Source organism: Nocardioides agri (genome assembly GCF_013778305.1).
GTDB classification, from domain to species: Bacteria; Actinomycetota; Actinomycetes; order Propionibacteriales; family Nocardioidaceae; genus Nocardioides; species Nocardioides agri.
Genome location: NZ_JACEIC010000002.1, coordinates 2,377,283 through 2,402,859 on the forward strand (window position 1 = coordinate 2,377,283; position 25,577 = coordinate 2,402,859).

A 25,577-nucleotide genomic window follows, 5' to 3' on the forward strand; every position below is an offset into this window, starting at 1 on the left:
GGCTAGCGGGGATCAGCGGCTCTCGCGGCGGACTCGGCGGCGCAGCTGCCAGATGCGCAGCGTGCCGACGACCGCGGTCAGCGCGATCCCGATGACGGCGGCGATCAGCAGCGCGACGGACAGCGGCGTGCTGCCGTCCCACCAGAGGAACGAGAGGTGCACGTCCTGGGTGTTCTGCGCGATGAACACGACGAGCAGGATCAGCAGCACCGCCGCCAGCACGACCGCCACCCACGCGCCGCTGGTGCGGGATCGGCGCAGCGGGTCCTTCGTCGGCCGGTCGGCCTCGGGTGCGGTGACCTCCGGCTCGGGTGCGTCGCTCATGGGTACGCCGTACCCGATGCGCGGGCGGTCAGACGCGCGAGCGGTCCTTGCCCGTGAGGGCCTCGGCGCTGCCGACGAGGAGGACGGCGGCGACCACGGAGAGCACGAAGCCGAGGACGTTGAGCTCCCAGATGCTGCCGGTGCCGAGCAGCCAGGCGACCGTCCCGCCGATGAGCGAGCCGACCACGCCCAGGCCGAGCGTCGCGAGCAGGCCGAGGTTCTGCTTGCCCGGCTTGAAGAGGCGAGCGAGCGCGCCGATGATCAAGCCGGCAACGAGGAAACCGATCATGCTTCGACGGTAGCGCCCGGCTGGTTGGGCACGGGCGTCTGCTCACCCGCCTCGACCGCGAACGGCAGGGTGTTCTCGGGCGGCGGCACCGGGCAGGTGGCGAAGTCGGTGTAGGCGCAGGGCATGTTGTGGGCCCGGTTGAAGTCGATCGTCACCGTGCCGTCGGGTGCCGGCGCGTCGAGGACCAGCTGCCGCATGGCGGGGTACGTCGTGACGCCCGACGTCGCGTCGCGGAAGAGCACCCACAGCCCGTCCTCGTCGTCCCACGCGACCAGCCGGTGCTCGTCTCCGTCGTGCTCGAAGACCAGCACGTTGTCGGGCTCGACCCGCGCCGTGACGACCCAGGCGGGGTCGGGCGGGAAGCACGGCGTGCCCCGGTAGGCGGTGAGGTTGGGAGAGTCGGGGTGGCGGGGACGCACGATCGTGCGGCCGTCGCGGTCGGCCACCTCGACGACGGTGTCGCCGAGGGTCAGCGTGGTGCCCCGCTCGTCCAGGCGGCCGAGCCGGCGCACGCCGTCGTCCAGCTCGACCGTCGTGCCGTCCTCGTCCTGGCGCCAGACGCCCGGCACGTCGGCGAAGCGCTGCGGCTCCTCACCCAGCCAGTGGATGCCGGTGATCGCCAGCCAGCCGACCGGGCTGCGCAGCCGCCCCTCCCGGGCGTCGCGCCACGCCTGCCAGTCGCTGTCGAAGTCGCTCACCTCCGCATCGTCGCAGGCGCGGCCAGCCCGGCGTACCCCCAGCGGATCAGGGGGAGTCTCGGGGTCCGGTCCGGGGTGCTCCCCGATGTGCGGACCCGCCTCGGCGACGGAGGGTGGACCCATGATTCGTGCCCACGCACTCACCAAGCGGTTCCCCGCCGGCAAGGGGGAGACCCGGACGGCCGTCGACGCCATCGACTTCGTCGTCGAGCCCGGCCGGGTGACCGGCTTCCTCGGTCCCAACGGCGCCGGCAAGTCCACGACGATGCGGATGATCCTCGGCCTCGACGCCCCGACCTCCGGGACCGTGAGCGTCAACGGGCACCGGTACGCCGACTCACCCGCGCCGCTGCGCGAGATCGGCGCACTCCTCGACGCGCACGCCATCCACCCCGGGAGGTCCGCCCGGGACCACCTCCGGTGGCTGGCGGCGTCCAACGGCATCCCGACCACGCGTGTGGGCGAGGTGCTCGACCTGGTCGGCCTGGAATCGGTCGCCGGTCAGAGGGCGGGCCGGTTCTCGCTCGGCATGGGGCAGCGTCTCGGCATCGCCGCGGCGATGCTCGGCGACCCGCCGGTGGTCGTGCTCGACGAGCCCGTCAACGGACTCGACCCCGAGGGCATCCGTTGGGTGCGCACCTTCGCGCGCCAGCTCGCCGACGAGGGCCGGACCGTCTTCATCTCCAGCCACCTCATGTCCGAGATGGCGCTGATGGCCGACCACCTGCTGGTGATCGGCCGCGGCCAGATCCTGGCCGACTGCTCGATGACCGAGTTCATGTCCGACCACGCGACGTCGTACGTGCGGGTCAAGGCGCCCGCCCTCGGCGACGCCGCGACCCTGCTGGGCGGCCGCGGCCTCGACGTCTCCCGCGTGGACGACGAGATCCGGGTCGTCGGCCTGGACGCCGCCGCGATCGGCGACACGCTCTTCCGGCACGGCCTGGCCGTCCACGAGCTCACCCTGGTGCGCTCCTCGCTCGAGGACGCGTTCATGACCCTGACCGCTGACAGCGTGGAGTACCACGCGATGACCGAGGGAGCCGCCCGATGACCGCCACGCTGATGGAGTCGGGCGCGGTCGTCGAGCGCGCCGACGTGGCGCGCCCGACGTTCGCCGCCGTGCTCCGCGCGGAGTGGGTCAAGCTGCGCACCGTGCGCTCGACCTGGTGGACGCTGGTCGCGACGTTCGTGCTCGGTGCCGGCCTCACCACGCTGATCTGCTGGGGCAACGCCGACTGGCTGGCCTCCCCCGAGGCCGACGAGTCCCCGGGCTCGTTCATCACCTGGGGGATGATGATCGCCCAGATCACCGCGGTGGTGCTCGGCGCGCTCGTCGTCACGACGGAGTACGGCACCGGCATGATCCGCACGACGTTCGCCGCCGTGCCCGCCCGTGGCCGCGTGCTCGCCGCGAAGTCGCTGCTCGTGGTCGCGCTGCTCGGCGTCGTCGGGACCGTGACCGCCTTCGTCGGGTACGCCGGCGGCAACTACTTCCTCGACCGCGAGGGCATCGGCATGTCGATGTCCGGCGACGTGCTGCGGTCGATGTACGGCTCCGGCCTCTACCTCGCCGGCATCGGCCTCTTCACCATCGCCGTGGGGTTCCTGCTCCGGCACACGGCGGGCACGATCTCGATCGTCCTGGCGCTGATGCTGATCCTCGGCAACATGGTCAACCTGATCCCCGGCGCGTTCGGCGAGTGGGTGACCAAGCTGATGCCGGGCAACGCCGGCTCCCCGATCTCGACGCCGGTCTCGTTCAACCCGAACCTCTTCGACGCGTGGACCGGCTTCGCGGTCTTCTGCCTCGAGATCGCGGTGCTGCTCGTCGCGGCGTACGTGGTGGTGAAGCGGCGGGACGCCTGAGCTGTCCGGTGCCGCTGCCGCTGCCGCCGCCGTCGCCGCCGCAGTTTCATCAAGGGATGAGGTTGAGACCGCGCTTCCCTGGGCGAATTCGCCGAGGGAAACGCCGGTCCGCCTTCATACCTTGATGAAACGCCGCCCGCCCGCCCGCCCGCCCGCCCGGCCGACCGGTGCCTCGCCGCCGCAGCTTCATCAAGGGATGAGGACGAGACCGCGCTTCCCCGGGCGAGTTCGGCGAGGGAGGCGCAGCCCCGCCTTCATCCCTTGATGAAACTGCAGCCCCGCCAGTCCCGCCCGCCCTGTCCCCGCCGCCGCATAGGGTCACCCCGTGACCCTGCAGATCCACCGAGCCTCGCGCACCGACGTGCTCGCGGACCGGCTCGGAGACCTGCTGGCCACGCCGCTCGACGACCCGTTCGCCGAGGAGGTCGTGGTGGTGCCGGCCAAGGGGGTCGAGCGCTGGCTCACCCAGCGGCTCAGCCACCGGCTCGGCACCGGCTCGCGGGGCGGGGACGGCGTGTGCGCGGGGGTGCGGTTCCTCAGCCCGCGCAGCCTGGTCAGCCTGCTGCTCGGCCGCGAGAGCGACGACCCGTGGGACCCCGAGCGGCTGGTCTGGCCGCTGCTGGCGACCATCGACGACAGCCTCGACGAGCGCGGGTTCGAGACTCTCGCCCGGCACCTCGGGCACGGGCTCGACGGGCCCGACGGCGAGCTGCGCCGCAACCGGCGCTACTCCGTCGCGATCCGGCTGGCGCACCTCTTCGCGTCGTACGCCGTCCAGCGGCCGTCGCTCGTGACCACCTGGCGCGCGGGCGACGACGGCGACCTCGCCGACGACCTGCGCTGGCAGGCCGAGCTGTGGCGGCGGCTGCTGTCGCGGGTGGACGCGCCGCCGCCCGACGTGCGGCACGCCGAGACCGTCGCGGCGCTCGAGGCGGGCGGCGGGAACCTGCCGCTGCCGGGCCGGCTGTCGCTCTTCGGCCACACCCGGATCCCGGTCACCGAGGTGGAGCTGCTGAAGGCGCTCGGCGCGCACCGCGACGTCCGGCTCTTCCTGCCCCAGCCCTCGCCCGCGCTCTGGGACGATCTCGCCGGGCTCGGCGGCGTCGTCGCCCGCGAGGACGACCCGTCCGCCGACCGCGTCGGCCACCCGCTGCTCGCCTCGCTCGGCCGCGACGCCCGCGAGCTGCGGCGCACCCTCGACGGCGTCGACGCCGAGCTCGTGCCGGCCCAGGACGCCGGCCCGGCCACGATGCTCGGCTGGCTGCAGCAGGACCTGCGCGCCAACCACGCCCCGACCTACGACGAGCGCGCCGGCCGCCACCTTGCCGCCGACGACCGGACGCTGCAGGTGCACGCGTGCCACGGTCCGGCCCGGCAGGTCGACGTACTGCGCGAGGTGCTGGTCGGCATGCTCCAGGACGACCCCACCCTCGAGCCGCGCGACATCCTCGTGATGTGCCCCGACATCGAGACCTACGCGCCGCTGATCTCGGCGGGGTTCGGGCTCGCGACGACCGACGGACACCCCGCCCACCGGCTGCGCGTCAAGCTCGCCGACCGGGCGCTCACCAGCACCAACCCGCTGCTGGCCGTCGCCGGTGACCTGCTCGAGCTGTCCGGCGGGCGCGTCGCCGCGGCCGACGTGCTCGACCTCGCGGCGACCGAGCCGTGCCGCCGGCGGTTCGGGTTCACCGACGACGACCTCGACCGGGTCAGCCGCTGGGTGGCGCGCGCCGGCGTGCGGTGGGGGCTCGACGCCGAGGCGCGCCGGGCCTTCTCCATGGACGGCTTCGAGCACAACACCTGGCGCGCCGGCCTCGACCGGATCCTGCTCGGTGTCGCGATGAGCGGCGACGACCACCGCCACCTCGGCCGCGGGCTGCCGCTCGACGACGTGGGCAGCAACGAGATCGACCTCGCCGGCCGGCTCGCCGAGCTCGTCTCCCGGCTCGACACCTGCCTGACCGGGCTGGCCGGGGCGCGCACGGTCGCGGAGTGGACCGACCGGCTGCGCGCCGGCGTCCGCGGGCTCACCGACGTCGCGGCCGACGACGCGTGGCAGCTCCCGCAGTTCGAGCGCGAGCTGGCCCGGGCGGCCGCCTCCGCCCACGACGGGGAGATCGAGCTGCGCCTCTCCGACGTGCGCGCCATGCTCCAGTCGCGGCTGGCCGGCCGGCCCACCCGCGCCAACTTCCGCACCGGCACGCTCACCGTCTGCACGATGGTGCCGATGCGCTCGGTCCCGCACCGGGTCGTCGCCCTCGTCGGCCTCGACGACGGGGTGTTCCCGCGCGCCGGCGCGGTCGACGGCGACGACGTGCTCGGCCGGCACCCGCTCACCGGCGAGCGCGACGCCCGCAGCGAGGACCGGCAGCTGCTCCTCGACGCGGTGCTGGCCGCGGCCGAGCACCTCGTCATCACCTACACGGGGGCCAACGAGCAGTCCGGCGCGCGCCGGCCACCCGCCGTACCCCTCGGCGAGATCCTGGACGCCGCCGACCGCACCACCGCCGAGCCGGTCCGCGACCGGGTGCTCACCCACCACCCGCTGCAGCCCTACGACGCGCGCAACTTCGTGCCCGGGCGGCCGTTCAGCTTCGACGACGCCGCGCTGGCCGGTGCCCGCTCGGCCTGGGGGGTACGACGCGAGCCGCCGCCGTTCCTGACCGGCTCGCTGGCCCCGCGCGAGCGCGAGGACGTGTCGCTCGCCGAGCTCAAGGCGTTCCTCGCCCACCCGGTGCGGGCGTTCCTGCGCGAGCGGCTCGACGTGGCGACGCCGTTCGAGCCCGACGACCTGGCCGACGCGATCCCGGTGACGCTCGACAGCCTCGAGAAGTGGCAGATCGGCGACCGGCTGCTGCGCGAGCTGCTCGCCGGCCACGACCCCGTCGCGGTGATGACCGCCGAGCAGCTGAGCGGCACGCTGCCGCCGGGCGGACTCGGCACCGGCGCCTTCAACGAGGTGGTCGAGGAGTGCCAGCGGCTCTGGTCGCGCACCAGCGAGATCCGCGAGGGCGAGCGCCGCTCCGTCGACGTCGACGTCGACCTCGGCGACGGACGGCGGCTCACCGGCACCGTCCCCGGCGTCTACGGCACCCGCGTCGTCTCGCTCGGCTACTCCCGCCTCAACGCCCGCCAGCGACTGCAGACCTGGGTCGACCTGCTGGCGTTGAGCGCGACCTACCCCGACCAGCACTGGACCGCCCACGCCGTCGGCAAGGACCGCGCCGGGCCCAAGCGAGCCCTCGCCGGGCCGCTCGACCACCGCGCCGTCGCCTGGCTGCGCGACCTCGTCGAGCTGCGCGACCGCGGCCTGTGCGCGCCGCTGCCGGCGCCGGTCAAGACCGCCGCCGCCTGGGCGGAGGCGCACGCGCGCGAGCTGATGGGTCAGGACTTCTCTCCCTACGCAGCGGCCAGCCGCGAGTGGGAGACCGACCCCTTCAACCAGTTCGGCATCGAGGGCGAGGACGCCGACGGCTACCACCAGCGCGTCTACGGCGCCCGCGCGTCCCTCGACGTGCTGGTCGCCGCCGGGCTGGGCGAGGTGGCCTGGCGGATCTGGGAGCCGCTGCTCACCGGCGCCGAGAAGGTCGGGCCGCTGTGAGCATGACGCCCTTCGACATCCGCGACCCGCTCCCGTCGGGCACCGTGCTGCTCGAGGCCAGTGCCGGCACCGGCAAGACCTGGACCATCGGCGCGCTGGTGACCCGCTACGTCGCCGAGGGCCGGGCCCGGCTCGAGCAGATGCTGGTCGTGACGTTCGGCCGGGCCGCCAGCCAGGAGCTCCGCGAACGCGTCCGCGCCCAGCTGGTCGAGGCCGAGCGGGTGCTCAGCGACGACCCCGCCGCCGGCGAGGTGACCGAGTCCGACCTCGTGTCGATGCTGCGCGCGTGGGACCCCGAGCAGCGGCGGCTCGGGCACCGTCGGGTGACCGAGGCGCTGGCCGGCTTCGACGCAGCGACGATCGCGACCACGCACCAGTTCTGCTCGATGGTGCTCGACTCGCTGGGCGTCGCCGGCGACACCGACTCCCGCGCCCGGCTGGTCGAGGACCTCGACGACCTGGTCAAGGAGACAGTCGACGACCTCTACCTCCGCGCGTTCGCGTTCGACCCCGCCGGGCCGGTGTTCACCCACGCGGAGGCGCTCTCGATCGCGCGCACCGCGGTCGGCGACCCGCAGGCCCGGCTGGAGCCCGCCGGCGAGGACCGCTCCACCCCGGCCGGCCGCCGGGTCAGCTTCGCCGAGGCGGTCCGCACCGAGCTCGACCGGCGCAAGCGGCGGCTCGGCATCCTCTCCTACGACGACCTGCTGTCCCAGCTCAAGGACGCCCTCGCCGACGAGGACGGCGCCGCCGCCCAGCGGATGCGCGCGCGGTGGAGCATCGTGCTCGTCGACGAGTTCCAGGACACCGACCCGGTGCAGTGGCAGGTGCTCGACCGCGCGTTCTCCGGCCACGCCACGATGGTGCTGATCGGCGACCCGAAGCAGGCCATTTACGCCTTCCGTGGCGGCGACGTCACCACCTACCTCCGGGCCGCGGAGACCGCCGCCACCAAGCAGACCCTGTCGGTCAACTGGCGCAGCGACGCCCCGCTGCTCGACTCCTTCCAGACCCTGCTCGCGGGCGCCGCGCTCGGCGACGACCGGATCGTGGTGCGCGACGTCGAGGCGCACCACCCGGACAGCCGGCTGTCCGGGTCGGCCGCGCCGTTCCGCGTCCGCGTGGTCCGCCGCGACGCGTTCGGCCGCAGCGGCAGCGCGATGCTCACCGTCGCCCAGGTGCGCAAGCACGTCGCGACCGACCTGGCGCTCGACGTACGCCGGCTGCTCGCGTCCGGCGCGACCTGGTGCGGCGAGCCGATCCGGCCCCGCGACGTCGCCGTGATCAGCTACCGGCACGCCGACCTCGCCGACGTCCGGGAGGCGCTGCTGGCGCAGGGCGTGCCCGCGGTGATCGCCGGCGGCGGCAGCGTGTTCGCGACACCCGCAGCGGTCGAGTGGCTGACGCTGCTGGAGGCGCTGGAGCAGCCGCACCGCAGCGCGCGGGTGCGCTCGGCCGCGCTCACCTGCTTCCTCGGGCACACCTCGGCCGAGCTCGACGAGCAGGGCGACGACCTGACCGACCGCGTGGCCGACACGCTGCGCGACTGGGTCGAGCTCTTCACCAACCGGGGCATCGCCGCCGTGCTCGAGGCCGCCAACGTGGCCGGGCTGCCCGAGCGGGTGCTCGCCGAGGTCGGCGGCGACCGGCGGCTCACCGACCTGCGCCACATCGGCGAGGCACTGCACGAGGTGACCCTCACCGAGCGCCACGGCCTGGTCTCGCTGCTGACCTGGCTGCGCGACCAGGTCTCCGAGGGCCGTGCCGGGCGCGGCGTCGAGCGCACCCGCCGCCTCGACTCCGACGCCGCCGCCGTGCAGCTGGTGACCATCCACGCGAGCAAGGGCCTCGAGTACCCCGTCGTCTACCTGCCCGCGCTGGCCGACCGGTTCGTCCCCAAGCCGACCCGCCCGCTCTTCCACGACGACGCCGGCGAGCGCTGCCTCAACGTCGGCGGCGGCGGCGCCGACTGGGCCGACCACTGCCGACGCTGGGCCGACGAGGAGGCCGGCGAGTGGCTGCGGCTGCTCTACGTCGCGATCACCCGCGCCAAGTCGCAGGTCGTCGCCTGGTGGGCGCCCACCAAGAACGCCGTCGCGTCGCCGCTGCACCGGGTGCTTATGCGCGACGCCGAGTCCGTGGCGGTCCCCGCCGCACCGCCCGTGCCCGACGACGACGGCGTGGTCGAGCTGTTCGCCCGCTGGCGCGACCGCGGTGGACCGTCGCCCGAGCCGGCCCTCCACGCCACGCCCGGCGACGATCCGCCACGACCGGAGCCCCCCGGGCTCGCCGCCCGGGCGTTCACCCGCGAGGTCGACACCGAGTGGCGGCGGACGTCGTACTCCTCGCTCAGCAGGCTCGACGTCGCCACGGGTCCCTCGGGGACCGTGGTCAGCGAGCCCGAGGTGGTCGGCAAGGACGACGAGGCGCTCGAGCCGGAGCCGGTCGCCGCACCGGACCCGGTCGCCGGCGACGTGCCCTCGCCGATGGCCGCGCTGCCGGTCGGCGCGACGTTCGGCTCGCTCGTCCACGCCGTCCTGGAGCACACCGATCCCGAGGCGCCCGACCTGCGCGCCGAGCTGCTCGGGCACATCGACGACCAGCTCGGCTGGTGGCCGGTCGAGCTCGACCGCGAGGAGCTCGCCGACGCGCTGGTCGCGGTCTGCGACACCCCGCTGGGGCCGCTCGCGGGCGGGACGACGCTGCGCCAGCTCCGGCTCGCCGACCGGCTGCGCGAGATGGACTTCGAGCTGCCGCTGGGCGACGGCCGCCTCGGCGACATCGGCCCGCTGCTGGAGCGGCACCTGCCTCCTGGCGACCCGGTGCGGGAGTACGCCGGCCAGCTCGCCGGCCCGCTCGGCCAGCAGACGCTGCGCGGCTACCTCACCGGCTCGGTCGACGTCGTCCTCCGGCTCCCCGGCCCGACCTACCTCGTCGTCGACTACAAGACCAACTGGCTCGGACCGCCCGACCAGCCCCTCACCGCGCACAGCTACCGCCCCGAGGCGCTGCAGGCCGCGATGGGCCACTCCGACTACCCGCTGCAGGCGCTGCTGTACGCCGCGGTGCTGCACCGGTTCCTGCGCTGGCGGCAGCCCGGCTACGACCCCGAGCGGCACCTCGGCGGCGTGCTCTACCTCTACCTGCGCGGCATGTGCGGCCCCGACACCCCGCTCGTCGGCGGTGCGCCCTGCGGCGTCTTCGCATGGCGGCCGCCCGTCGCGCTGGTCGAGGAGCTCTCCGACCTCCTGGACGGCCGTCGTGACTGAGCTGTTCGAGCCGACCGGCGAGCACGACTGGCGGATCGCCGGCACCGCGACCGGGCTGCTGGCCGCGTTCAACGCCGCCGGCGTGCTCACCTCCTCCGACGTCCACGTCGCCACGCGGCTCGGGGCTCTCGGCGGCGAGGACGACGAGCGGGTGCTGCTCGCCGTGGCGTTGACCGTGCGCGCCGTCCGTCGTGGCTCGGTGTGCCTCGACCTCGGCACCGTGCGCGCCGTCGCCCCCGACCTCGACTGGCCGGAGGAGTGGCCGATCGAGCGGTCGCCGTTGGTCGCGGCCGGGGCGGTCCGCTGGGAGCGCGGGCTGCTCTACCTCGACCGCTACCACCGGCTCGAGACCCAGGTGCACGACGACCTCGCCGACCGGCTCGCGCTCGCGCCGCCGCCCGTCGACGAGGCGAGGCTGGCGGCGGCGCTCGCGAAGGTCCGCGGCGGCCACTTCAGCGCCGAGCAGGAGGCGGCGGTCGTCGCGGCCGCCCACCGCCGGACGACGATCCTCACCGGCGGCCCCGGCACCGGCAAGACCACCACGGTCGCCCGGCTGCTCGCCGTGCTCGCCGACCAGGCCGGCGGCGGCCTCTCGATCGCACTGGCCGCACCGACCGGCAAGGCCGCGACCCGGCTCCAGGAGGCCGTGGTCACCGAGCTCGACGCCGTCGCGACGGCCTGGCCGGAGGCGCGTGGGCTGGTCGGCCGGGTCGACGGGCTGACGTTGCACCGCCTGCTCGGCTGGCGCCCCGACAACGCGACGCGCTTCCGCCACGACCGCGCCAACCGCCTGAAGTACGACGTCGTCGTGGTCGACGAGTCGTCGATGGTCGAGCTGACGATGATGGGCCGGCTGCTGGAGGCGCTGCGGCCGGAGAGCCGGCTGGTCCTGGTCGGCGACCCGCGGCAGCTCACCTCGGTCGGCGCCGGCGCGGTGCTGAGCGACCTCGTCGCCGGCTACGCCGGACGGGCCGACTCCCCGGTCGCGGCGCTCACCGAGAACTTCCGCTCCGAGCAGGACATCAAGGCGCTGGCCGAGGCGCTCCGCGACGGTGACGCCGACGACGTGCTGGCGGTGCTGCGGACGCCGTCCGAGCAGGTCTCGTTCGTCGAGGTCGAGGACGAGGCGGCGATCGAGGCGGCGCTGCGTCCCGACTCCGTCGCCGCCGCCCGCGCCGTGTGGGAGGCGGCCGTCGCCGAGGACCCCGCGGCCGCGCTCGACGAGCTCGACCGCTACCGCCTGCTGTGCGCGCACCGCGAGGGGCCCTTCGGCGTACGCCGGTGGAACCACCTCGTCGAGCGCTGGCTCGCCGAGGAGGTCGGCGTCGAGGCCCACCAGGTGGTGGGCGACCAGTGGTACGTCGGCCGGCCGCTGCTCGTGACCAGCAACCACTACGCGCTCGACGTCTACAACGGCGAGACCGGGGTCGTGGTCCGTCGGGACGGCCGCGCACGCGCGTTCGTCGCGGGGTCGGAGCGGCTCAAGGAGTTCGCGCCCGGCCGGCTCGACGCGGTCGAGACCATGCACGCGATGACGATCCACAAGAGCCAGGGCAGCCAGGCCGACCGGGTCACGGTGCTGCTGCCCGAGGAGGGCTCGAGGCTGCTGACCCGCGAGCTGTTCTACACCGCGGTGACCCGCGCCCGGACCCACGTGCGGGTGGTGGGGTCCGAGGCCGCCGTCCGCGCCGCCGTGGCGACCCGCGCGCAGCGGGCCACCGGCCTGCCGCAGCGGCTGGCCGGGTCCTGATACGAGGAAACCTGGCCGCAACCCGGTCCGGCTATGGTCGAGGCATGCCGTACCTCCTCCGCGTGGAGCTCCCCGACGTCCCGGGTTCGCTGGGACGGCTCGCGGGCGCCATCGGTGAGGCCGGCGGCGACATCGGCGCGATCGAGATCGTCGAGAAGCGGCACGACGGCACCGCTGTCGACGACGTGCTGCTCGAGACCGCGCCGGGCTCGATGCCGGACTCGATCGTCTCGGCGTGCAACGCCCTCGACGGCGTCCGCGTCATCTGGATCAGCCGGTACGCCGCGGGCGGCAACATCTTCCTCGACCTGGAGGCCGTCGAGGAGCTGACCGCCGAGCCCGAGGTCGCGCTCGACCGCCTCATCGACCTGCTGCCGGTCACGTTCCGCGCCGACTGGGCCGCGCGCATCAGCAAGGCCGATGGCATCGTCTACACCACCGCGGCCGCCCCCGACGACCTGGTCTGGGTGGCCGTCGACCGCGCGGCCGCGGTCGAGAGCGACGACGACAACGCCGTGATGGCCGTCGCCCGGCTCAACAAGTCCGAGGTCGTGATCATCGGGCGCCGCGGCGGCCCCGACTTCCTCGACTCCGAGATCGCCCGCCTCGGCCACCTCGTCGGCCTCGCGATGTCGATCTCCCGCGCGGCGAAGGCGCCCGCCCACTGAGCCTCCCGCTGAGCCGCCTGTTGCGGGACCATCGCCGGGTCAGGGGACGGAGCGGATCCTGGTGACGAACACCGAGCCGAGCACGGCGCAGGCGAAGGCGCTGAGGTAGACCGCGCCGTACCCGACCGAGAAGCCGTCGCCGTTGGTCTCCGTGACGCCGCCCGCGGCCTCGACGACGAGCAGGATCACGCCGGCGACGAACGGCGCGAAGACCTGGGGGAGGGCGTTGGCGATGTTGATGACGCCCAGGTCCTTGCCGCGGTCCTCGGCGCCGGGCAGCACCTGGGTGATGAGCGCGAAGTCGACGGAGACGTAGATGCCGTAGCCGATGCCCATCAGCGCAGCGGCGCACACGGCAGCGGGCCAGGTCTGCACGACCGCGAGCATCAGCGTGGCGCAGCCGCCGACCAGTCCGGACCAGATCACGAAGACCTTGCGCTTGCCGCTGCGGTCGCTCCAGACGCCGAAGAGCACCGCGGTCGCCATCACGACGACGCCGTAGATCGCGGTGAGCAGGAAGACCTTGTCATCGGCCTCGTCCTTGCTGAAGCCGAGCACGTCCTGCATGTAGTAGAGGAGGTAGAGCAGGCCCAGCGCGTTGCACAGGTTGACGAGGAACCGCGTGATCCAGGCCCACGCGAAGTCGGGGTGCGCGCGCGGTGAGACCCAGAACCCGCGCAGGAAGGCGCCCCAGTCGAAGGCCGCGGGACGCTCCTCCGGCAGCAGCGGGACGTCCCGCGCGTCCAGGCACCACGGGATCGTCAGCACGGCCAGGACGCCGGCCGTCACCAGGTAGCCGGCCGTGATGCTGCCGGTCGCCGACGCGATGCCGGTGCCAGCGATCACGCCGACGGTCTGGGCGATCGCGAGGATGCCACCGATCCGGCCCCGGGAGCCGACCGGCACCTGGTCGGGGACGGTCGCGGTCACGGCGGCGAGCATGGCGTTGAGCGCCGCCTGCACGCCGCACCACCCCAGCGCCATCACGACCACGCTGTCCGCGGCGCTCAGCACGAGCAGGGACAGCACGCCGCCGGCGGCGCCGCCGATCACCCACGGCAACCGGCGTCCCATCCGCAGGGTCGTGCGATCGGAGAACGCGCCGAAGACCGGGTTGCAGACGACCGACACGAACGCGCCGAGGCCGAGGACCAGCGACAGGATCTGCTTCTTGCTGTCCGCGTCGATGGCCTCGGCCTGCTGCGCGAGCAGCACCTGGATCGGCCCGAAGAAACCGGCCCACAGGCCGATGCTGGCCAGCGTCAGGAACGCGATCCATCGGCCGGGCGGGTCGATCGTGGGCTCGGCGAGGGCGGAGCGGCGTACGGCGCCGAGAGCGGCCGGGTCCTCCGGAGGGGTGGCGGTCGTCACGCGCACATTGTGGGCGTTGCGGAGCCCCGGGACCGGCGAACCGCCGTAACGCTGGCCCGCGCCGTGTCGCTGTGGAGGGCAGACATCACCTACCACTCGGGGGTCACTCGACATGAAGTCCTTCCTGCCAGCGCTCGGTGCGCTCGTCCTCGTCGGCTCCGGCGCCAGCGCGCTCTACGCGCCGGCCGTCGCCGCCGGTGAGATGTGCGGGAACCTGCCCGCGACGATCGTCGTGCCGGCCGACCAGGGGAACACGCCGGCGGAGGGCACCGCCGGCGCCGACGTCATCTACGTCGTGGGCACCGCGGAGGTCCGCGGGCTCGGTGGCAACGACGTCATCTGCGGCCCGGCCAACGCGCCCGCGTCCACGGCGGGGCACTGGTTCGGAGGCGACGGCGACGACACGCTCACCTCGACCTCCGCGTCGCTGACCGGCGGCGAGGGCAACGACACGCTGACGGGCTCCGCGGGCACGCTCGAGGGCGGCGCCGGCAACGACGTGCTCACCGGCAACGGCGCGACCGCCCTCACGGGCGGCGACGGGGACGACTCCCTCACCTCGACCACGGCGACGCTCGACGGCGGCGCGGGCAACGACATCCTCAGCGGCGCCGGGAAGGCGCTCGACGGCGGCGCCGGCAACGACCAGGTGCGCGGCGGCAACGGCGACAACACGGTCCTCGGCGGCGCCGGCGACGACGTGCTGTGGGGCGGCCCCGGCACGGACACCCTCGACCCCGGTGACGGCATCGACATGATCCACGCCAGCGGCCGCGACCGGATCAAGGTGGGTGCCACCGGCCGGACCACGATCGACGCGACCACCCGCACGATCGACGGCCCCGGCGGCCGCGACACCTACACCGGCGCCCCGACGATCTGGGCCCCCGACGCGACCGACGAGACCTTCATCGGCAGCAACCGCGCCGACGTCTTCGTCAGCGGTGGCGGCGCGGACCTGGTCTACGGGTCCGCAGGCAACGACCGGCTGACCGCCGTCCAGCCGACCCGCCTCGAGGGCGGACCGGGCGACGACGAGATCACGGTCGCGTTCGGCGGCCGCGTCCGCGCGGGTGCGGGCGACGACCGGGTGCGCACCCTCCTCGCCACCGACGACGCCCCGGGCGTCAAGGCGCAGCCGTTCAACATCGAGGGCAACACCGGCGACGACGTCGTGTACGCCGCCTCGCTGACGACCGCGGGCGCGGTCGTGAACCCGGCGCCGGCCGACCAGCTGTGGAGCGGTCGCGTGCGTGGTGGCGGCGGCTGGGACCGGCTGGTCTTCACGCCGACCCGGCAGGGCGTCACCGCGAGCATGGCGACCAACCAGGCCACCTGGGCGGGCGGCACGATGACGCTGTCGGGCCTGCAGGCGCTGTGGGGCACCCCCGGCAACGACGTCCTCACCGGCAACGGCGGCCGCAACAGCCTCCTCGGCGGTGCCGGCGACGACCAGCTCAACGGCAACGGCGGCCGCGACGACCTTCGCGGCTCGTCCGGCTTCGACCGCCTCGACGGCGGCACCTCGATCGACCGCTGCCGCGGCGAGATCAAGACCGCCTGCGAGCGCTGAACGACGACGGGAGTGGCCCGCGGATCGGTGATCCGCGGGCCACTGCCCGTCCGGGTCAGACGCGCTCGAGCAGGAAGACCGGGATCTCCCGGTCGGTCTTCTCCTGGTACTCGGCGTACGGCGCGTACTGCTTGACCGCGCGCTCCCACCACTCGGCGCGCTCCTCGCCCTCGGCCACGCGTGCCCGGTAGGTGTGCTTCTCCGCGCCGTCCTGGAGGTCGACCTCGGGGTGCTCGAGGAAGTTGTGGTACCAGGTCGGGTGCTGCGGGTCGCCGCCCTTCGACGCGACCGCGGCGTACACGCCGTCCTTCTCCACGCGCATGACCGGGTTCTTGCGGAGCTTGCCCGACTTCGCGCCACGCGAGGTGATCACGACGATCGGCCACTCCGGCCTGCCCCGGAGGATGTTGGCCTCCTGGCCGTTGGTGGCCTCGAACGTCTCCACCTGCTCCCGGACCCAGTCCCACTGGCTGGGCTCGTACTCGCCTTCAAGTGTCATACCTGCTCAATGCCCCCTCGCGGACTTCGCATTCCCCGGCGATAGCGTGCAGTCCATGAGTGCTATCGAGGGCGTGTCGGAGATCTTCGATCCCGCCGACTGGGACGCGGTCCCCGGCTTCGAGGACCTGACCGACCTGACGTACCACCGGGCGAAGGCGCACGGGACCGTGCGCGTCGCGTTCGATCGCCCCGACGTGCTCAACGCCTTCCGTCCGCACACCGTCGACGAGCTGCTGCGGGTGCTCGAGCACGCGCGCACCAGCGCGGACGTCGGCTGCGTGATCCTCACCGGCAACGGCCCGAGCGCCAAGAACGGCAAGTGGGCCTTCTGCACCGGCGGCGACCAGCGGATCCGCGGCCGCGCCGGCTACCAGTACGAGGACGTCGCGGCCGGCAGTGGCGACACCGGCGCCGAGGAGCCCAGCCCGATCGACAGGGCCAAGCTGGCCCGGCTGCACATCCTCGAGGTGCAGCGGCTGATCCGCTTCATGCCGAAGGTCGTCCTCTGCGTGGTGCCCGGCTGGACCGCCGGCGGCGGCCACAGCCTGCACGTCGTCTGCGACCTCACCCTGGCGTCCGCCGAGGAGGCGCGCTTCAAGCAGACCGACGCCGACGTCGGCTCCTTCGACGGCGGCTTCGGCTCGGCCTACCTCGCCCGCCAGGTCGGCCAGAAGTACGCGCGGGAGATCTTCTTCCTCGGCCAGGAGTACTCCGCCGAGGACGGCATGCGGATGGGCACCGTCAATCGCGCCGTCCCGCACGCCGAGCTCGAGAAGACCGCGCTGGAGTGGGGCCGCCTGATCAACGGCAAGTCGCCCACCGCGCAGCGGATGCTGAAGTACTCCTTCAACCTCCTCGACGACGGGCTGGTCGGCCAGCAGCTCTTCGCCGGCGAGACCACCCGCCTGGCCTACATGACCGACGAGGCCCAGGAGGGTCGCGACCAGTTCCTCGAGAAGCGCGAGCCGGACTGGTCGCCGTACCCCTGGTACTACTGAGCGACTCTCGGAGCGTCGGCTCCACCCGTCGACTCGCGCGACACGATGGAGAACTCGGCCTTCATGGTGCGGGCGGGGGCCTTGGTCCCCTTCTCGTTGATCCGCTCGACGAGAAGGGCGACGGCGGTGCGCGCGATCTCCTCGCGGCCCGGGTCGACCGTGGTGAGCGACGGGACCGCGAACTGACCCTCGTCGACGTTGTCGAACCCGACGACGGCGACGTCGTCGGGCACGCGACGGCCGGCCTCCTGCAGCCCCCGCAGGACCCCGAGAGCGAGCGCGTCGTTGAGCGCGAACACCGCGTCGAAGTCGTGTCCCTCGTCGATCAGCTCGTGCAGGGCGGCGGCGCCGCCGGCCCGGCTCCAGTGCTCGGTACGCCGGACGAGGTGCTCGTCGACCGGGATGCCGGCCTGCTCCAGCGCGCGGCGGTAGCCGCGGACCCGCAGGCTCCACGAGCTGGCGTCCGAGACGTCGTCGCCCTCGGCGCCGACCAGCGCGATCCGCCGGCGACCGATGGACAGGAGGTGCTCGACGGCGGCGCCCGCCGACGAAACGTTGTGCATGGTGACGTGGTCGACCGGACCGCCGAAGATGCGCTCGCCGAGCAGCACGAGGGGGAACGGGACGTCGAGCAGCGACGCGTCCGCCTGGCCCATCCCGACCGGGCTGAGCAGGATCCCGTCCATGTAGTGGGTGCGTGCGCGGGACAGGACCCGGAGCTCGCTCTCGCGGTCCCCGTTGGTCTGCTCGACCACGACGCCCAGGCCCGACTTCTCGGCGGCCCGGATCACGGCGTCAGCGAGCTCGGCGAAGTAGTTCTCCCGCAGCTCCGGCACCGCGAGCCCGATGATCCCCGTCTTGCCCGAGCGCAGCCCGCGCGCCGAGAGGTTGGGGCGGTAGGCCAGCTGGTCGATGGCGGCCAGGACGCGCTCGCGGGTCGCGGGTCGGACGTACGGGTAGTCGTTGATGACGTTCGACACCGTCTTGATCGAGACGCCGGCGGCAAGCGCGACGTCCTGCATCGTTGCGCCCATCCGCACCCCGCCTCCGTCCGGCCATGAGTGCCGTGGCCTCGGATTCTAACGGTCCTGGTGGACCTGCCACGGGGCGTCCGCAGGGGTGCGCCCGCCGGTCCAAAGCTTTCGCCGGAGTCCCTTGACAGTGACCCCGATCACATTCTACAACGTTGTACTACAACGTTGTAGAACCGCCCGTCCGCCTCCGAAGGGACAGTCCAGTGAAGACGAGATCAGCCCTCGCCGCCGCCACGGCCTCGGTCGCGCTCCTCGCCCCCCTCTCGGGATGCGGCGGAGGCGACGACGACGCGAGCAGCGCCAACAAGTCCGCCAACTGCACCAACACCATCAAGAACAAGCAGGCACCGGTCGTCACGATGTGGGCCTGGTACCCGAACATGCAGAAGGTCGTCGACAACTTCAACACCCAGCACGACGACGTCCAGGTCTGCTGGACCAACGCCGGCGCGGGCGGCGACGAGTACGACAAGTTCCAGACCGCCGTCGCGGCCGGCAAGGGAGCGCCCGACGTCGTGATGCTGGAGGCCGACCGGATCCCGACCTTCCAGGCGCAGGACGCGCTGGTCGACCTCAAGGACCTCGGCTACGAGGACGTGAAGGCGAACTTCAGCGACGGGGCCTGGAAGGACGTCTCGGTCGGCGACGGCGTCTACGGCGCTCCGGTCGACGGCGGACCGATGGGGATGATCTACCGCAAGGACGTCTTCGACAAGTACAAGATCACCCCGCCGAAGACGTGGGACGAGTACGAGGCGGCGGCGCAGAAGGTCAAGGACGCCGGCGGCCCGCTCTTCGGTGACTTCGCGGCCAACCAGCCTGCCTACGTCACGGCGCTGCTCTACCAGAACGGCGCGGAGCCGTTCACCTACTCGAGCTCGGACGGTGGCGAGATCGGCATCGACCTGGACAGCGACGAGGTCAAGAAGGTGCTGGACTACTGGGCCGGCCTGACGCAGAAGGGCCTCGTCGGCACCCAGGACCAGTTCACCCCGGAGTACATCTCCGGCGTCATCGGCGGGAAGTACGCCACGTACCTCTCCGCCGCGTGGGCGCCCGGCTACCTGCAGGGAGCCGGCGTGGGCGAGGGTGCGGACGCGAAGGTGTGGGCCACCGCTCCCATGCCGCAGTGGGACCCGAGCAACCCGGTGCAGGTCAACTGGGGTGGCTCCGCCTTCTCGGTGACCGAGCAGGCGAAGGACAAGGATCTGGCCGCCAAGGTCGCGTTCGGTGTCTACGCCGACGCCGAGTCGCTCAAGGACGGCTGGGCGAACCAGATCATCTTCCCGCTCAACGTGGACGCCCTGAACGACCCGGAGTTCATCAACCTCAAGGTCCCCTTCTTCGACGGCCAACAGTCGAACAAGGAGGTCTACATCCCCGCCGCCAACGGCTACCAGGGCATGACCTACACGCCGATCGGTCAGTACTACTACACCGCCTTCACGAAGCAGATCGCGAAGATCAACGACGGGTCGGCGACCGGGTCCGAGGCGGCTGACGCCCTCCAGCAGGATGTCGAGGGGTACGCGAAGGACCAGGGGTTCACCGTCAAGTAGGTGACCGACGCACGGGCTGGCTGGCCGGGCCGCGACCTCCGGACCGGCCAGCCTCACCTCTCCCGATCTGGAGACCTCATGGACGCCGAAGCCACAGCTTCCCCGGCGCGACCGAAGCGCTTCCGGTCCCCGACCGCGCGCCAGAACATCACCGGATGGCTCTTCGTCGGGCCCTTCGGGCTCGTCTTCTTGGCGATGCTGGTGCTGCCGCTCGGCTACGCGCTGTACCTCAGCACGTTCCGCAAGACGCTGATCGGGGGGACCCAGTTCGTCTGGTTCGGCAACTACACCAAGGCCTTCGACGATCCGTCGTTCGTCAGCGGGGTCTGGTTCGTCATCAAGTTCTCGTTGGTGCTCATCCCGTTCCAGATGGCCATCTCGCTGGCGGTCGCGCTGATGATCGACGTGCTCGTGAACCGCCTCGCGCGGTTCTCGCGGCTGATGATCTTCATGCCCTACGCGATCCCGGCCGTCATCGGCGCCCTGATGTGGGGCTTCCTCTACAGCAAGAACTTCGGTCCGATCGCCGACGTGTTCGGCGCGTTCGGCGCCACCGGCCCCGACTTCCTCAGCTCGGACCTCATCTTCTGGGGCCTGGTCAACGTGGTCACGTGGCAGTGGGTCGGCTACTACATGATCATCCTGTACGCGGCGCTCCAGGGCATCGACCCGGAGCTCTACGAGGCGGCGCGCATCGACGGCGCCTCGCAGTGGCAGATCGCCCTCCGGATCAAGATCCCGCTCCTGAGCCGTGCTCTGGTGCTGATCCTGGTGTTCGCGCTCATCGGGACCCTCCAGTTCTTCAACGAGCCCAAGATCCTCCAGCAGCTCGCGGCCGGGGCCATCCCCGACGACTTCACCCCGAACATGTACGCCTACCAGCAGGCGTTCAGCCTGGCCAACTACAACTACGGCTCGGCGATCTCCTTCGCCCTGGGTGCGGTCGTGTTCGTCTGCGTCTACGTCTTCCTGTTCGCCACCCGCAAGCGAGGGAGCTTCCTGTCATGACCGCGCCCGTCGCGTCCGCCGGCCGCCGGCCGCGCCGGCCGAAGTACCTGCCGTTGCAGATCCTGCTGGTCTTCCTGGTCGTCTACTTCCTCATCCCCTTCTGGTGGGTGATCGTCAACAGCTCGAAGAGCTCGGCGGGGCTCTTCGGCGGCGGCAACGCCCTGTGGTTCGCCGACGACGTCAACTACGTGGAGAACCTGAAGGACCTGTTCACCTACGGCGGTGGCATCTACGCGAGGTGGCTGCTCAACTCGGCGCTCTACGCGTTCGTGGGCGGCATCGGGGCGACGATCCTGGCCGTGCTCGCCGGCTACGGGTTCGCGAAGTACCGGTTCGCGGGCCGCCGGCTCGCCTTCGCCATCCTGCTCGGCGCGGTGATGGTGCCGACGACCGCGCTCGTGATCCCGACGTTCATCCTGTTCTCCCGGATCGGACTGACGAACACGATCTGGGCGGTGATCCTCCCGACCTTGCTCAACCCGTTCGGCGTCTACCTGATGAACGTCTACGCTCGCGAGGCGGTGCCGGACGAGCTCCTGGACGCCGCGCGCGTGGACGGCGCGGGCGAGTTCAGGACGTTCCTCCAGGTCGCGCTGCCGCTCATGCGCCCCGCGATCGTGACCGTGCTGCTGCTGTCGATCGTCTCGTCGTGGAACAACTACTTCCTGCCGCTCGCGATGCTGTCCGACAACCGCCTCTTCCCGGTGACCGTGGGGATCGGGCTCTGGCAGTCCACGGCGTCGACGTACGGCGCCGCAGGAGGACAGAGCCTGTGGAGCATCATCATCCTCGGCTCCCTGGTCTCGGTGATCCCGCTGATCGTCGCGTTCCTCGCGCTCCAGCGCTACTGGCAGGGCGGCCTCTCCCTGGGCAGCCTCAAGTAGACCCCTCGTCCGCACCACGATCCGACCGAGGACCCATGATTCCTGCGCACCTGACCATCGATCCCCACTTCGTCGTGGGCCCCGTCAACCGGCGCCTGTTCGGCTCGTTCGTCGAGCACCTGGGCCGATGCGTGTACGACGGCATCTTCGAGCCCACGCATCCCACTGCGGACGAGGACGGCTGTCGCAAGGACGTCGTGGCGCTCGTGCGCGAGCTCGGCGTGACCGCCATCCGCTACCCGGGCGGCAACTTCGTCTCCGGCTACCGGTGGGAGGACGGGGTCGGACCGGTGGACCAGCGGCCGCGGCGGCTCGACCTCGCGTGGCACTCGACCGAGACGAACGAGGTCGGCCTCAACGAGTTCGCGCGGTGGCTGACGAAGGTCGACTGCGAGCTCATGTACGCCGTCAACCTCGGCACGCGCGGCCTGCAGGAGGCGCTCGACGTCCTCGAGTACGCCAACGTCCGCTCCGGGACGGCGCTGTCGGACCTGCGCGCAGCGCACGGGTCCCCGGAGCCGCACTCGATCCGGATGTGGTGCCTCGGGAACGAGATGGACGGTCCGTGGCAGCTGGGCCACGGCACCGCCAAGAGCTACGCGCAGCTGGCCTCGAAGACCGCGCGCGCGATGCGGCAGCTCGACCCCGACCTCGAGCTCGTCGTGTGCGGCAGCTCCAGTGCGGCCATGCCGACGTTCGGGGAGTGGGAGCGCGTCGTGCTCGAGGAGACCTACGACGACGTGGACTACATCTCGTGCCACGCCTACTACGAGCCGTTGGCCGGCGACTACGGGAGCTTCCTGGCCTCGGCGGTCGACATGGACCGATTCATCGACTCGGTCGTCGCGACCGCCGACCACGTCAAGGCGATCCGGCGCAGCACGAAGACGATGTACGTCTCGTTCGACGAGTGGAACGTCTGGTACCAGTCCCGCTACCACGACGTCGACCGGATCACCGACGTCGAGACCTGGCCGGTCGCGCCACGGCTCCTCGAGGACGTCTACACCGTCATGGACGCCGTCGTCTTCGGCAGCCTGCTCATCTCGCTGCTCCGGCACGCGGATCGGGTGACCTCGGCCAGCCTCGCGCAGCTCGTGAACGTGATCGCCCCGATCATGACCGAGCCCGGCGGGGACGCCTGGCGCCAGACCACGTTCTTCCCGTTCGCGCTCACCTCGTCGCTGGCGCGCGGCAGCACCCTGGAGCTCAAGCTCGACTGCCGCACCTACCACACCACGCTCTACGGAGACGTGCCCGTCGTCGACGCGGTCGCCACCCACGACGCGGACGCCGGAGCCACCGCGGTCTTCGCGGTGAACCGGAGCCAGACCGACGAGGTCGGTCTCGAGATCGACGCGTCCCACCTCGGGAAGGTGACGATCGGGAGCGCTCAGACGCTCCACGACGAGGACCCGCACGCTGCGAACACGCTGACCGACCAGGAGCGGGTCCGGGTCGAGCCCAACGCCACCGCGCGGCTCGACGGGGGCGTCGTGCGGGTCACGCTTCCTCCGGTGTCGTGGACCGCGATCACCCTCGTCGAGAGCCGCGAGGCCACGGCGTGACTCCGCTGCGCGTCGACGGGACCCGGCTCGTGTCGGACGGCGAGCCGGTGGTCCTGCGCGGCTTCGGGCTCGGCGGGTGGATGAACATGGAGAACTTCATCACCGGCTACGCCGGGTCGGAGTCGCAGATGAGACGGGCCCTGGGCCGCGTGCTCGGGCCGGCGGCGGCCGCCGCGTTCTTCGACCGGCTCCTGGAGGTGTTCTTCACCGACGCCGATGCGGCGTACCTGAGCTCGCTCGGCGTGAACTCCCTGCGGATCCCGTTCAGCTACCGCCACTTCGAGGACGACGACCGCCCGGGCGAGATCAAGGAGGCGGGCTTCACGCTGCTGGACGGGGTGATCGATGCGTGCGCGCGCCACGGCATCTTCACGATCCTGGACCTGCACGCCGTGCCGGGCGGCCAGAACCAGCACTGGCACTCGGACAACCCGACGCAGTGGGCGCACTTCTGGTCGCATCGGCAGTTCCAGGACCGCGTCGTGGCGCTGTGGGAGCGGATCGCCGACCGCTACCGGGGCAACGCGTGGGTCGCTGGCTACAACCCCGTCAACGAGCCGGCGGACGTGCACGGCGACTCGCTGGCGCCGTTCTACCGCCGTCTCGAGGCAGCGATCCGGGCCGTGGATCCCGAGCACGTCCTCTTCCTCGACGGTGATCGGTACTCGACGCAGTTCGACCACCTCGGAGACCCGCTCCCCAACTGCGTCTACACCGCGCACGACTACGCGCTCCCGGGGTTCGTCGACGGCGGTCCCTACCCCGGCGAGTCCCGGGGCGAGTACGTCGACCGGGACCGCGTCGAGGAGACGTTCCTGGCTCGGACCTCCTACATGCGGGAGACGGGCACGCCGATCTGGGTCGGTGAGTTCGGCCCCGTCTACACCGGCGATCCGGACCTGGACGAGCAGCGGTACCGGCTGCTCGAGGACCAGCTCGAGATCTACGACCGGCACGGTGCGAGCTGGGCGCTGTGGACCTACAAGGACATCGGGCTGCAGGGCCTCGTGTACGCCGATCCGGACTCGTCGTACCTGAAGCGGATCGCACCGGTGCTCGAGAAGAAGGCGCGGCTCGGCGTCGACGCCTGGGGATCGACGGACGCCGGGGTCCGTGACGTCCTCGACCCGATCGAGCAGCTCGTCGCCAGGGAGTTCCCGGACTTCGCGCCGTACCCGTGGGGAGCACGGCGATGGATCCACGGCCACGTCCGCCACGTCCTGCTCGCCGAGGCGATGGTCGACGACTACGCCCGTGCGTTCGCGGGCGTCGGGCCGGAGGAGGCGCGCGACCTCGCCGATGCCTTCAGCCTCCCGAACATGCGCACCCGCTCGCGTCTCGCCGACCTCATCGGGAGCCTTGCGCCCGCCGGACCGGCGTGATGAGGATGTGGTCCCAGCACTCGACCGAAGGGATCACGATGACCACCAAGGCCGACTTCACCGAGGACGAGTGGGTGCGGGTCGTCCGGGCGCCGTTCGTAGCCGGCATGGCGATCTCCCTCGCCGACCCGGGCGGCCCGATCGAGGCCGCCAAGGAGTCGATGGCCTCGATCAAGTCCGCGACCAGCCCGCCGAGCCGCGAGCAGCTCGTGACCGAGGTCGCGCTCGACATCCAGGCCCAGGTCCAGCAGCGCCACAACCCGGTCAAGGGCTACAAGCCCACCGGAGACGTGCCGCCGGGCGAGCAGGTCCTCCAAGAGCTCACCGGCGTCTGCGCGATCGTGCGTGAGAAGGCGACGGCCGAGGAGGCGGACGCCTTCGCGAGCTGGCTGGTCAGCACCGCCGAGGCGGCAGCGAACGCCGCGAAGGAGGGCGGCTTCATGGGCTTCAAGGCCGAGCTGGTCAGTCAGCGCGAGAAGGACATGATCGAGAAGGTCCGCGCGGCCGTGGCCTGACCCGGACCGATGGCTCCGGACGACGCGGGCACGAAGGTCGAGATCGACTGGACCCGGGCCATCGCGGGCGCGCTCGCTGCGGTGGCCTCCGCCATCCTGCTCTCCACCCTCGGTGCCGCCGGCACGATCATCGGCGCCGCGATCGGCAGCCTGGTGGTCACCGTCGGCAGCGCGCTCTTCACCCGTGGCCTCTCGGGCAACCGGCGCGGCGAGACGACGACGCAGCCGGTCGCGGACCCCGCGTACGCCGGCCGGCACGCGGCCGAGCCGACCTCGGAGCGGGGAGCCGCCGAGGCCGCGCCGGCGACCGGCTGGCGCGAACGGGTCGGGCGCCTGCGCTGGGGGCGGATCGCGCTGGTCAGCGCGACGCTCTTCGTCGTGACGCTCGGCATCATCACGCTCTTCGAGCTGGCCGCCGGCCGCTCCGTCGCGTCATTCACGGGTGGGTCGGCCGAGGACGGCGGCACGACGATCAGCAACGTCGTGGACGAGCCGGCCCAGCACGAGGACCCGCCGGCGCCGAGCCCGAGCGAGTCGCCGTCCCCGAGTGAGACCGCGACGCCCAGCCCGACGCCCACCGAGACCCCCACGACCACGCCCACGCCGACGCCGTCCGTGACGACCACTCCGAGTCCGACGACCGCGGAGACGCCGACCCCCGTCCAGGAGCCCGCGGTCGACGCGTCACCGTGATCGGCTGTTGCGGCTTCTGA

21 protein-coding genes are annotated in these 25,577 nt (G+C 72.3%); 15 read left to right on the plus strand and 6 right to left on the minus strand.

The window, feature by feature from the left end:
• Positions 1 to 12: 12 nt before the first annotated feature.
• Genes HZF07_RS16065 through HZF07_RS16075 form a run of 3 tightly spaced genes read right to left on the minus strand, consistent with a single transcriptional unit; the run spans position 13 to position 1,311 of the window.
• Positions 13 to 324 carry a LapA family protein gene (locus HZF07_RS16065; protein WP_157342953.1) on the minus strand — a complete coding sequence of 104 codons (312 nt, stop codon included), beginning with the start codon at positions 322 to 324 and terminating at the stop codon, positions 13 to 15.
• Positions 325 to 352: 28 nt separating this feature from the next.
• Positions 353 to 613: a GlsB/YeaQ/YmgE family stress response membrane protein gene (locus tag HZF07_RS16070; protein ID WP_157342955.1), complete on the minus strand. Its 261-nt coding sequence runs from the start codon at positions 611 to 613 to the stop codon at positions 353 to 355.
• Positions 610 to 1,311, minus strand: a complete 702-nt coding sequence (locus HZF07_RS16075; RefSeq protein ID WP_309504788.1) for a DUF1684 domain-containing protein — start codon at positions 1,309 to 1,311, stop codon at positions 610 to 612. The genes HZF07_RS16070 and HZF07_RS16075 overlap by 4 nt, the downstream gene beginning before the upstream one ends.
• Positions 1,312 to 1,432: 121 nt before the next feature.
• Between HZF07_RS16075 and HZF07_RS16080 the strand changes: the two genes are divergently transcribed.
• The 6 genes from HZF07_RS16080 to HZF07_RS16105 all read left to right on the plus strand — a co-directional run bounded on the left by HZF07_RS16080 (position 1,433) and on the right by HZF07_RS16105 (position 12,471).
• Positions 1,433 to 2,365, plus strand: a complete 933-nt coding sequence (locus tag HZF07_RS16080; protein WP_157342959.1) for an ABC transporter ATP-binding protein — start codon at positions 1,433 to 1,435, stop codon at positions 2,363 to 2,365.
• Complete coding sequence (locus HZF07_RS16085; RefSeq protein WP_157342961.1) at positions 2,362 to 3,180, plus strand: ABC transporter permease; 819 nt, start codon at positions 2,362 to 2,364, stop codon at positions 3,178 to 3,180. The genes HZF07_RS16080 and HZF07_RS16085 overlap by 4 nt, the downstream gene beginning before the upstream one ends.
• A gap of 325 nt (positions 3,181 to 3,505) precedes the next feature.
• Positions 3,506 to 6,784 (plus strand): exodeoxyribonuclease V subunit gamma, encoded by a 3,279-nt coding sequence (gene recC, locus HZF07_RS16090; RefSeq protein ID WP_181645269.1) that lies wholly within the window; start codon positions 3,506 to 3,508, stop codon positions 6,782 to 6,784.
• Between the two features lie 2 nt (positions 6,785 to 6,786).
• Positions 6,787 to 10,053 (plus strand): UvrD-helicase domain-containing protein, encoded by a 3,267-nt coding sequence (locus HZF07_RS16095; protein ID WP_157345460.1) that lies wholly within the window; start codon positions 6,787 to 6,789, stop codon positions 10,051 to 10,053.
• Positions 10,046 to 11,803, plus strand: a complete 1,758-nt coding sequence (gene recD / locus HZF07_RS16100) for an exodeoxyribonuclease V subunit alpha (RefSeq protein WP_181645270.1) — start codon at positions 10,046 to 10,048, stop codon at positions 11,801 to 11,803. The genes HZF07_RS16095 and recD overlap by 8 nt, the downstream gene beginning before the upstream one ends.
• Before the next feature lie 44 nt (positions 11,804 to 11,847).
• Positions 11,848 to 12,471, plus strand: a complete 624-nt coding sequence (locus tag HZF07_RS16105) for an ACT domain-containing protein (RefSeq protein WP_157342963.1) — start codon at positions 11,848 to 11,850, stop codon at positions 12,469 to 12,471.
• Positions 12,472 to 12,510: 39 nt separating this feature from the next.
• Here the strand turns inward: HZF07_RS16105 and HZF07_RS16110 are convergent, their stop codons facing one another.
• On the minus strand, positions 12,511 to 13,842 hold the full coding sequence (locus tag HZF07_RS16110; RefSeq protein ID WP_309504789.1) for an MFS transporter: 1,332 nt from the start codon (positions 13,840 to 13,842) through the stop codon (positions 12,511 to 12,513).
• Positions 13,843 to 13,954: 112 nt separating this feature from the next.
• Between HZF07_RS16110 and HZF07_RS16115 the strand changes: the two genes are divergently transcribed.
• Positions 13,955 to 15,415, plus strand: coding sequence for a calcium-binding protein (locus tag HZF07_RS16115; protein WP_157342967.1), 1,461 nt, complete (start codon positions 13,955 to 13,957; stop codon positions 15,413 to 15,415).
• A 55-nt stretch (positions 15,416 to 15,470) separates the two neighbouring features.
• Here the strand turns inward: HZF07_RS16115 and HZF07_RS16120 are convergent, their stop codons facing one another.
• Entirely contained in the window at positions 15,471 to 15,914 is a 444-nt protein-coding gene (locus HZF07_RS16120) for a nitroreductase family deazaflavin-dependent oxidoreductase (RefSeq protein ID WP_157342969.1), read from the minus strand.
• Positions 15,915 to 15,969: 55 nt separating this feature from the next.
• Here HZF07_RS16120 and HZF07_RS16125 point away from each other — a divergent pair, with 55 nt between their 5' ends.
• Positions 15,970 to 16,914, plus strand: coding sequence for a 1,4-dihydroxy-2-naphthoyl-CoA synthase (locus tag HZF07_RS16125; protein ID WP_157342971.1), 945 nt, complete (start codon positions 15,970 to 15,972; stop codon positions 16,912 to 16,914).
• Here the strand turns inward: HZF07_RS16125 and HZF07_RS16130 are convergent.
• Positions 16,908 to 17,948, minus strand: a complete 1,041-nt coding sequence (locus HZF07_RS16130; protein WP_157342973.1) for a LacI family DNA-binding transcriptional regulator — start codon at positions 17,946 to 17,948, stop codon at positions 16,908 to 16,910. The genes HZF07_RS16125 and HZF07_RS16130 overlap by 7 nt on opposite strands.
• A 203-nt stretch (positions 17,949 to 18,151) precedes the next feature.
• Between HZF07_RS16130 and HZF07_RS16135 the strand changes: the two genes are divergently transcribed.
• The 7 genes from HZF07_RS16135 to HZF07_RS16165 all read left to right on the plus strand — a co-directional run bounded on the left by HZF07_RS16135 (position 18,152) and on the right by HZF07_RS16165 (position 25,557).
• Positions 18,152 to 19,507 carry an ABC transporter substrate-binding protein gene (locus tag HZF07_RS16135; protein ID WP_181645271.1) on the plus strand — a complete coding sequence of 452 codons (1,356 nt, stop codon included), beginning with the start codon at positions 18,152 to 18,154 and terminating at the stop codon, positions 19,505 to 19,507.
• Between the two features lie 78 nt (positions 19,508 to 19,585).
• A complete protein-coding gene (locus tag HZF07_RS16140) occupies positions 19,586 to 20,515 on the plus strand; it encodes a carbohydrate ABC transporter permease (protein WP_157342976.1) in 930 nt (309 codons plus the stop codon).
• A complete protein-coding gene (locus HZF07_RS16145; protein WP_157342978.1) occupies positions 20,512 to 21,399 on the plus strand; it encodes a carbohydrate ABC transporter permease in 888 nt (295 codons plus the stop codon). Before HZF07_RS16140 ends, HZF07_RS16145 begins: the two co-directional genes overlap by 4 nt.
• A 35-nt stretch (positions 21,400 to 21,434) precedes the next feature.
• A complete protein-coding gene (gene arfA, locus HZF07_RS16150) occupies positions 21,435 to 22,967 on the plus strand; it encodes an arabinosylfuranosidase ArfA (RefSeq protein WP_157342980.1) in 1,533 nt (510 codons plus the stop codon).
• Positions 22,964 to 24,349: a glycoside hydrolase family 5 protein gene (locus HZF07_RS16155; RefSeq protein WP_309504791.1), complete on the plus strand. Its 1,386-nt coding sequence runs from the start codon at positions 22,964 to 22,966 to the stop codon at positions 24,347 to 24,349. The genes arfA and HZF07_RS16155 overlap by 4 nt, the downstream gene beginning before the upstream one ends.
• A 38-nt stretch (positions 24,350 to 24,387) precedes the next feature.
• On the plus strand, positions 24,388 to 24,864 hold the full coding sequence (locus tag HZF07_RS16160; RefSeq protein ID WP_157342982.1) for a hypothetical protein: 477 nt from the start codon (positions 24,388 to 24,390) through the stop codon (positions 24,862 to 24,864).
• A gap of 9 nt (positions 24,865 to 24,873) precedes the next feature.
• Entirely contained in the window at positions 24,874 to 25,557 is a 684-nt protein-coding gene (locus HZF07_RS16165; RefSeq protein ID WP_157342984.1) for a hypothetical protein, read from the plus strand.
• The last annotated feature ends 20 nt before the right edge of the window (positions 25,558 to 25,577 follow it).

Excerpts from the sequence above, each read along its gene's own strand:
- HZF07_RS16065 (WP_157342953.1), bottom strand. The coding sequence starts at position 324 with ATGAGCGACGCACCCGAGCCGGAGGTCACCGCACCCGAGGCCGACCGG.
- HZF07_RS16070 (WP_157342955.1), bottom strand. The coding sequence starts at position 613 with ATGATCGGTTTCCTCGTTGCCGGCTTGATCATCGGCGCGCTCGCTCGC.
- HZF07_RS16080 (WP_157342959.1), top strand. The coding sequence starts at position 1,433 with ATGATTCGTGCCCACGCACTCACCAAGCGGTTCCCCGCCGGCAAGGGG.
- HZF07_RS16085 (WP_157342961.1), top strand. The coding sequence starts at position 2,362 with ATGACCGCCACGCTGATGGAGTCGGGCGCGGTCGTCGAGCGCGCCGAC.
- HZF07_RS16095 (WP_157345460.1), top strand. The coding sequence starts at position 6,787 with ATGACGCCCTTCGACATCCGCGACCCGCTCCCGTCGGGCACCGTGCTG.
- HZF07_RS16105 (WP_157342963.1), top strand. The coding sequence starts at position 11,848 with ATGCCGTACCTCCTCCGCGTGGAGCTCCCCGACGTCCCGGGTTCGCTG.
- HZF07_RS16115 (WP_157342967.1), top strand. The coding sequence starts at position 13,955 with ATGAAGTCCTTCCTGCCAGCGCTCGGTGCGCTCGTCCTCGTCGGCTCC.
- HZF07_RS16120 (WP_157342969.1), bottom strand. The coding sequence starts at position 15,914 with ATGACACTTGAAGGCGAGTACGAGCCCAGCCAGTGGGACTGGGTCCGG.
- HZF07_RS16125 (WP_157342971.1), top strand. The coding sequence starts at position 15,970 with ATGAGTGCTATCGAGGGCGTGTCGGAGATCTTCGATCCCGCCGACTGG.
- HZF07_RS16130 (WP_157342973.1), bottom strand. The coding sequence starts at position 17,948 with ATGGGCGCAACGATGCAGGACGTCGCGCTTGCCGCCGGCGTCTCGATC.
- HZF07_RS16140 (WP_157342976.1), top strand. The coding sequence starts at position 19,586 with ATGGACGCCGAAGCCACAGCTTCCCCGGCGCGACCGAAGCGCTTCCGG.
- HZF07_RS16145 (WP_157342978.1), top strand. The coding sequence starts at position 20,512 with ATGACCGCGCCCGTCGCGTCCGCCGGCCGCCGGCCGCGCCGGCCGAAG.
- arfA (WP_157342980.1), top strand. The coding sequence starts at position 21,435 with ATGATTCCTGCGCACCTGACCATCGATCCCCACTTCGTCGTGGGCCCC.
- HZF07_RS16160 (WP_157342982.1), top strand. The coding sequence starts at position 24,388 with ATGACCACCAAGGCCGACTTCACCGAGGACGAGTGGGTGCGGGTCGTC.
- HZF07_RS16165 (WP_157342984.1), top strand. The coding sequence starts at position 24,874 with ATGGCTCCGGACGACGCGGGCACGAAGGTCGAGATCGACTGGACCCGG.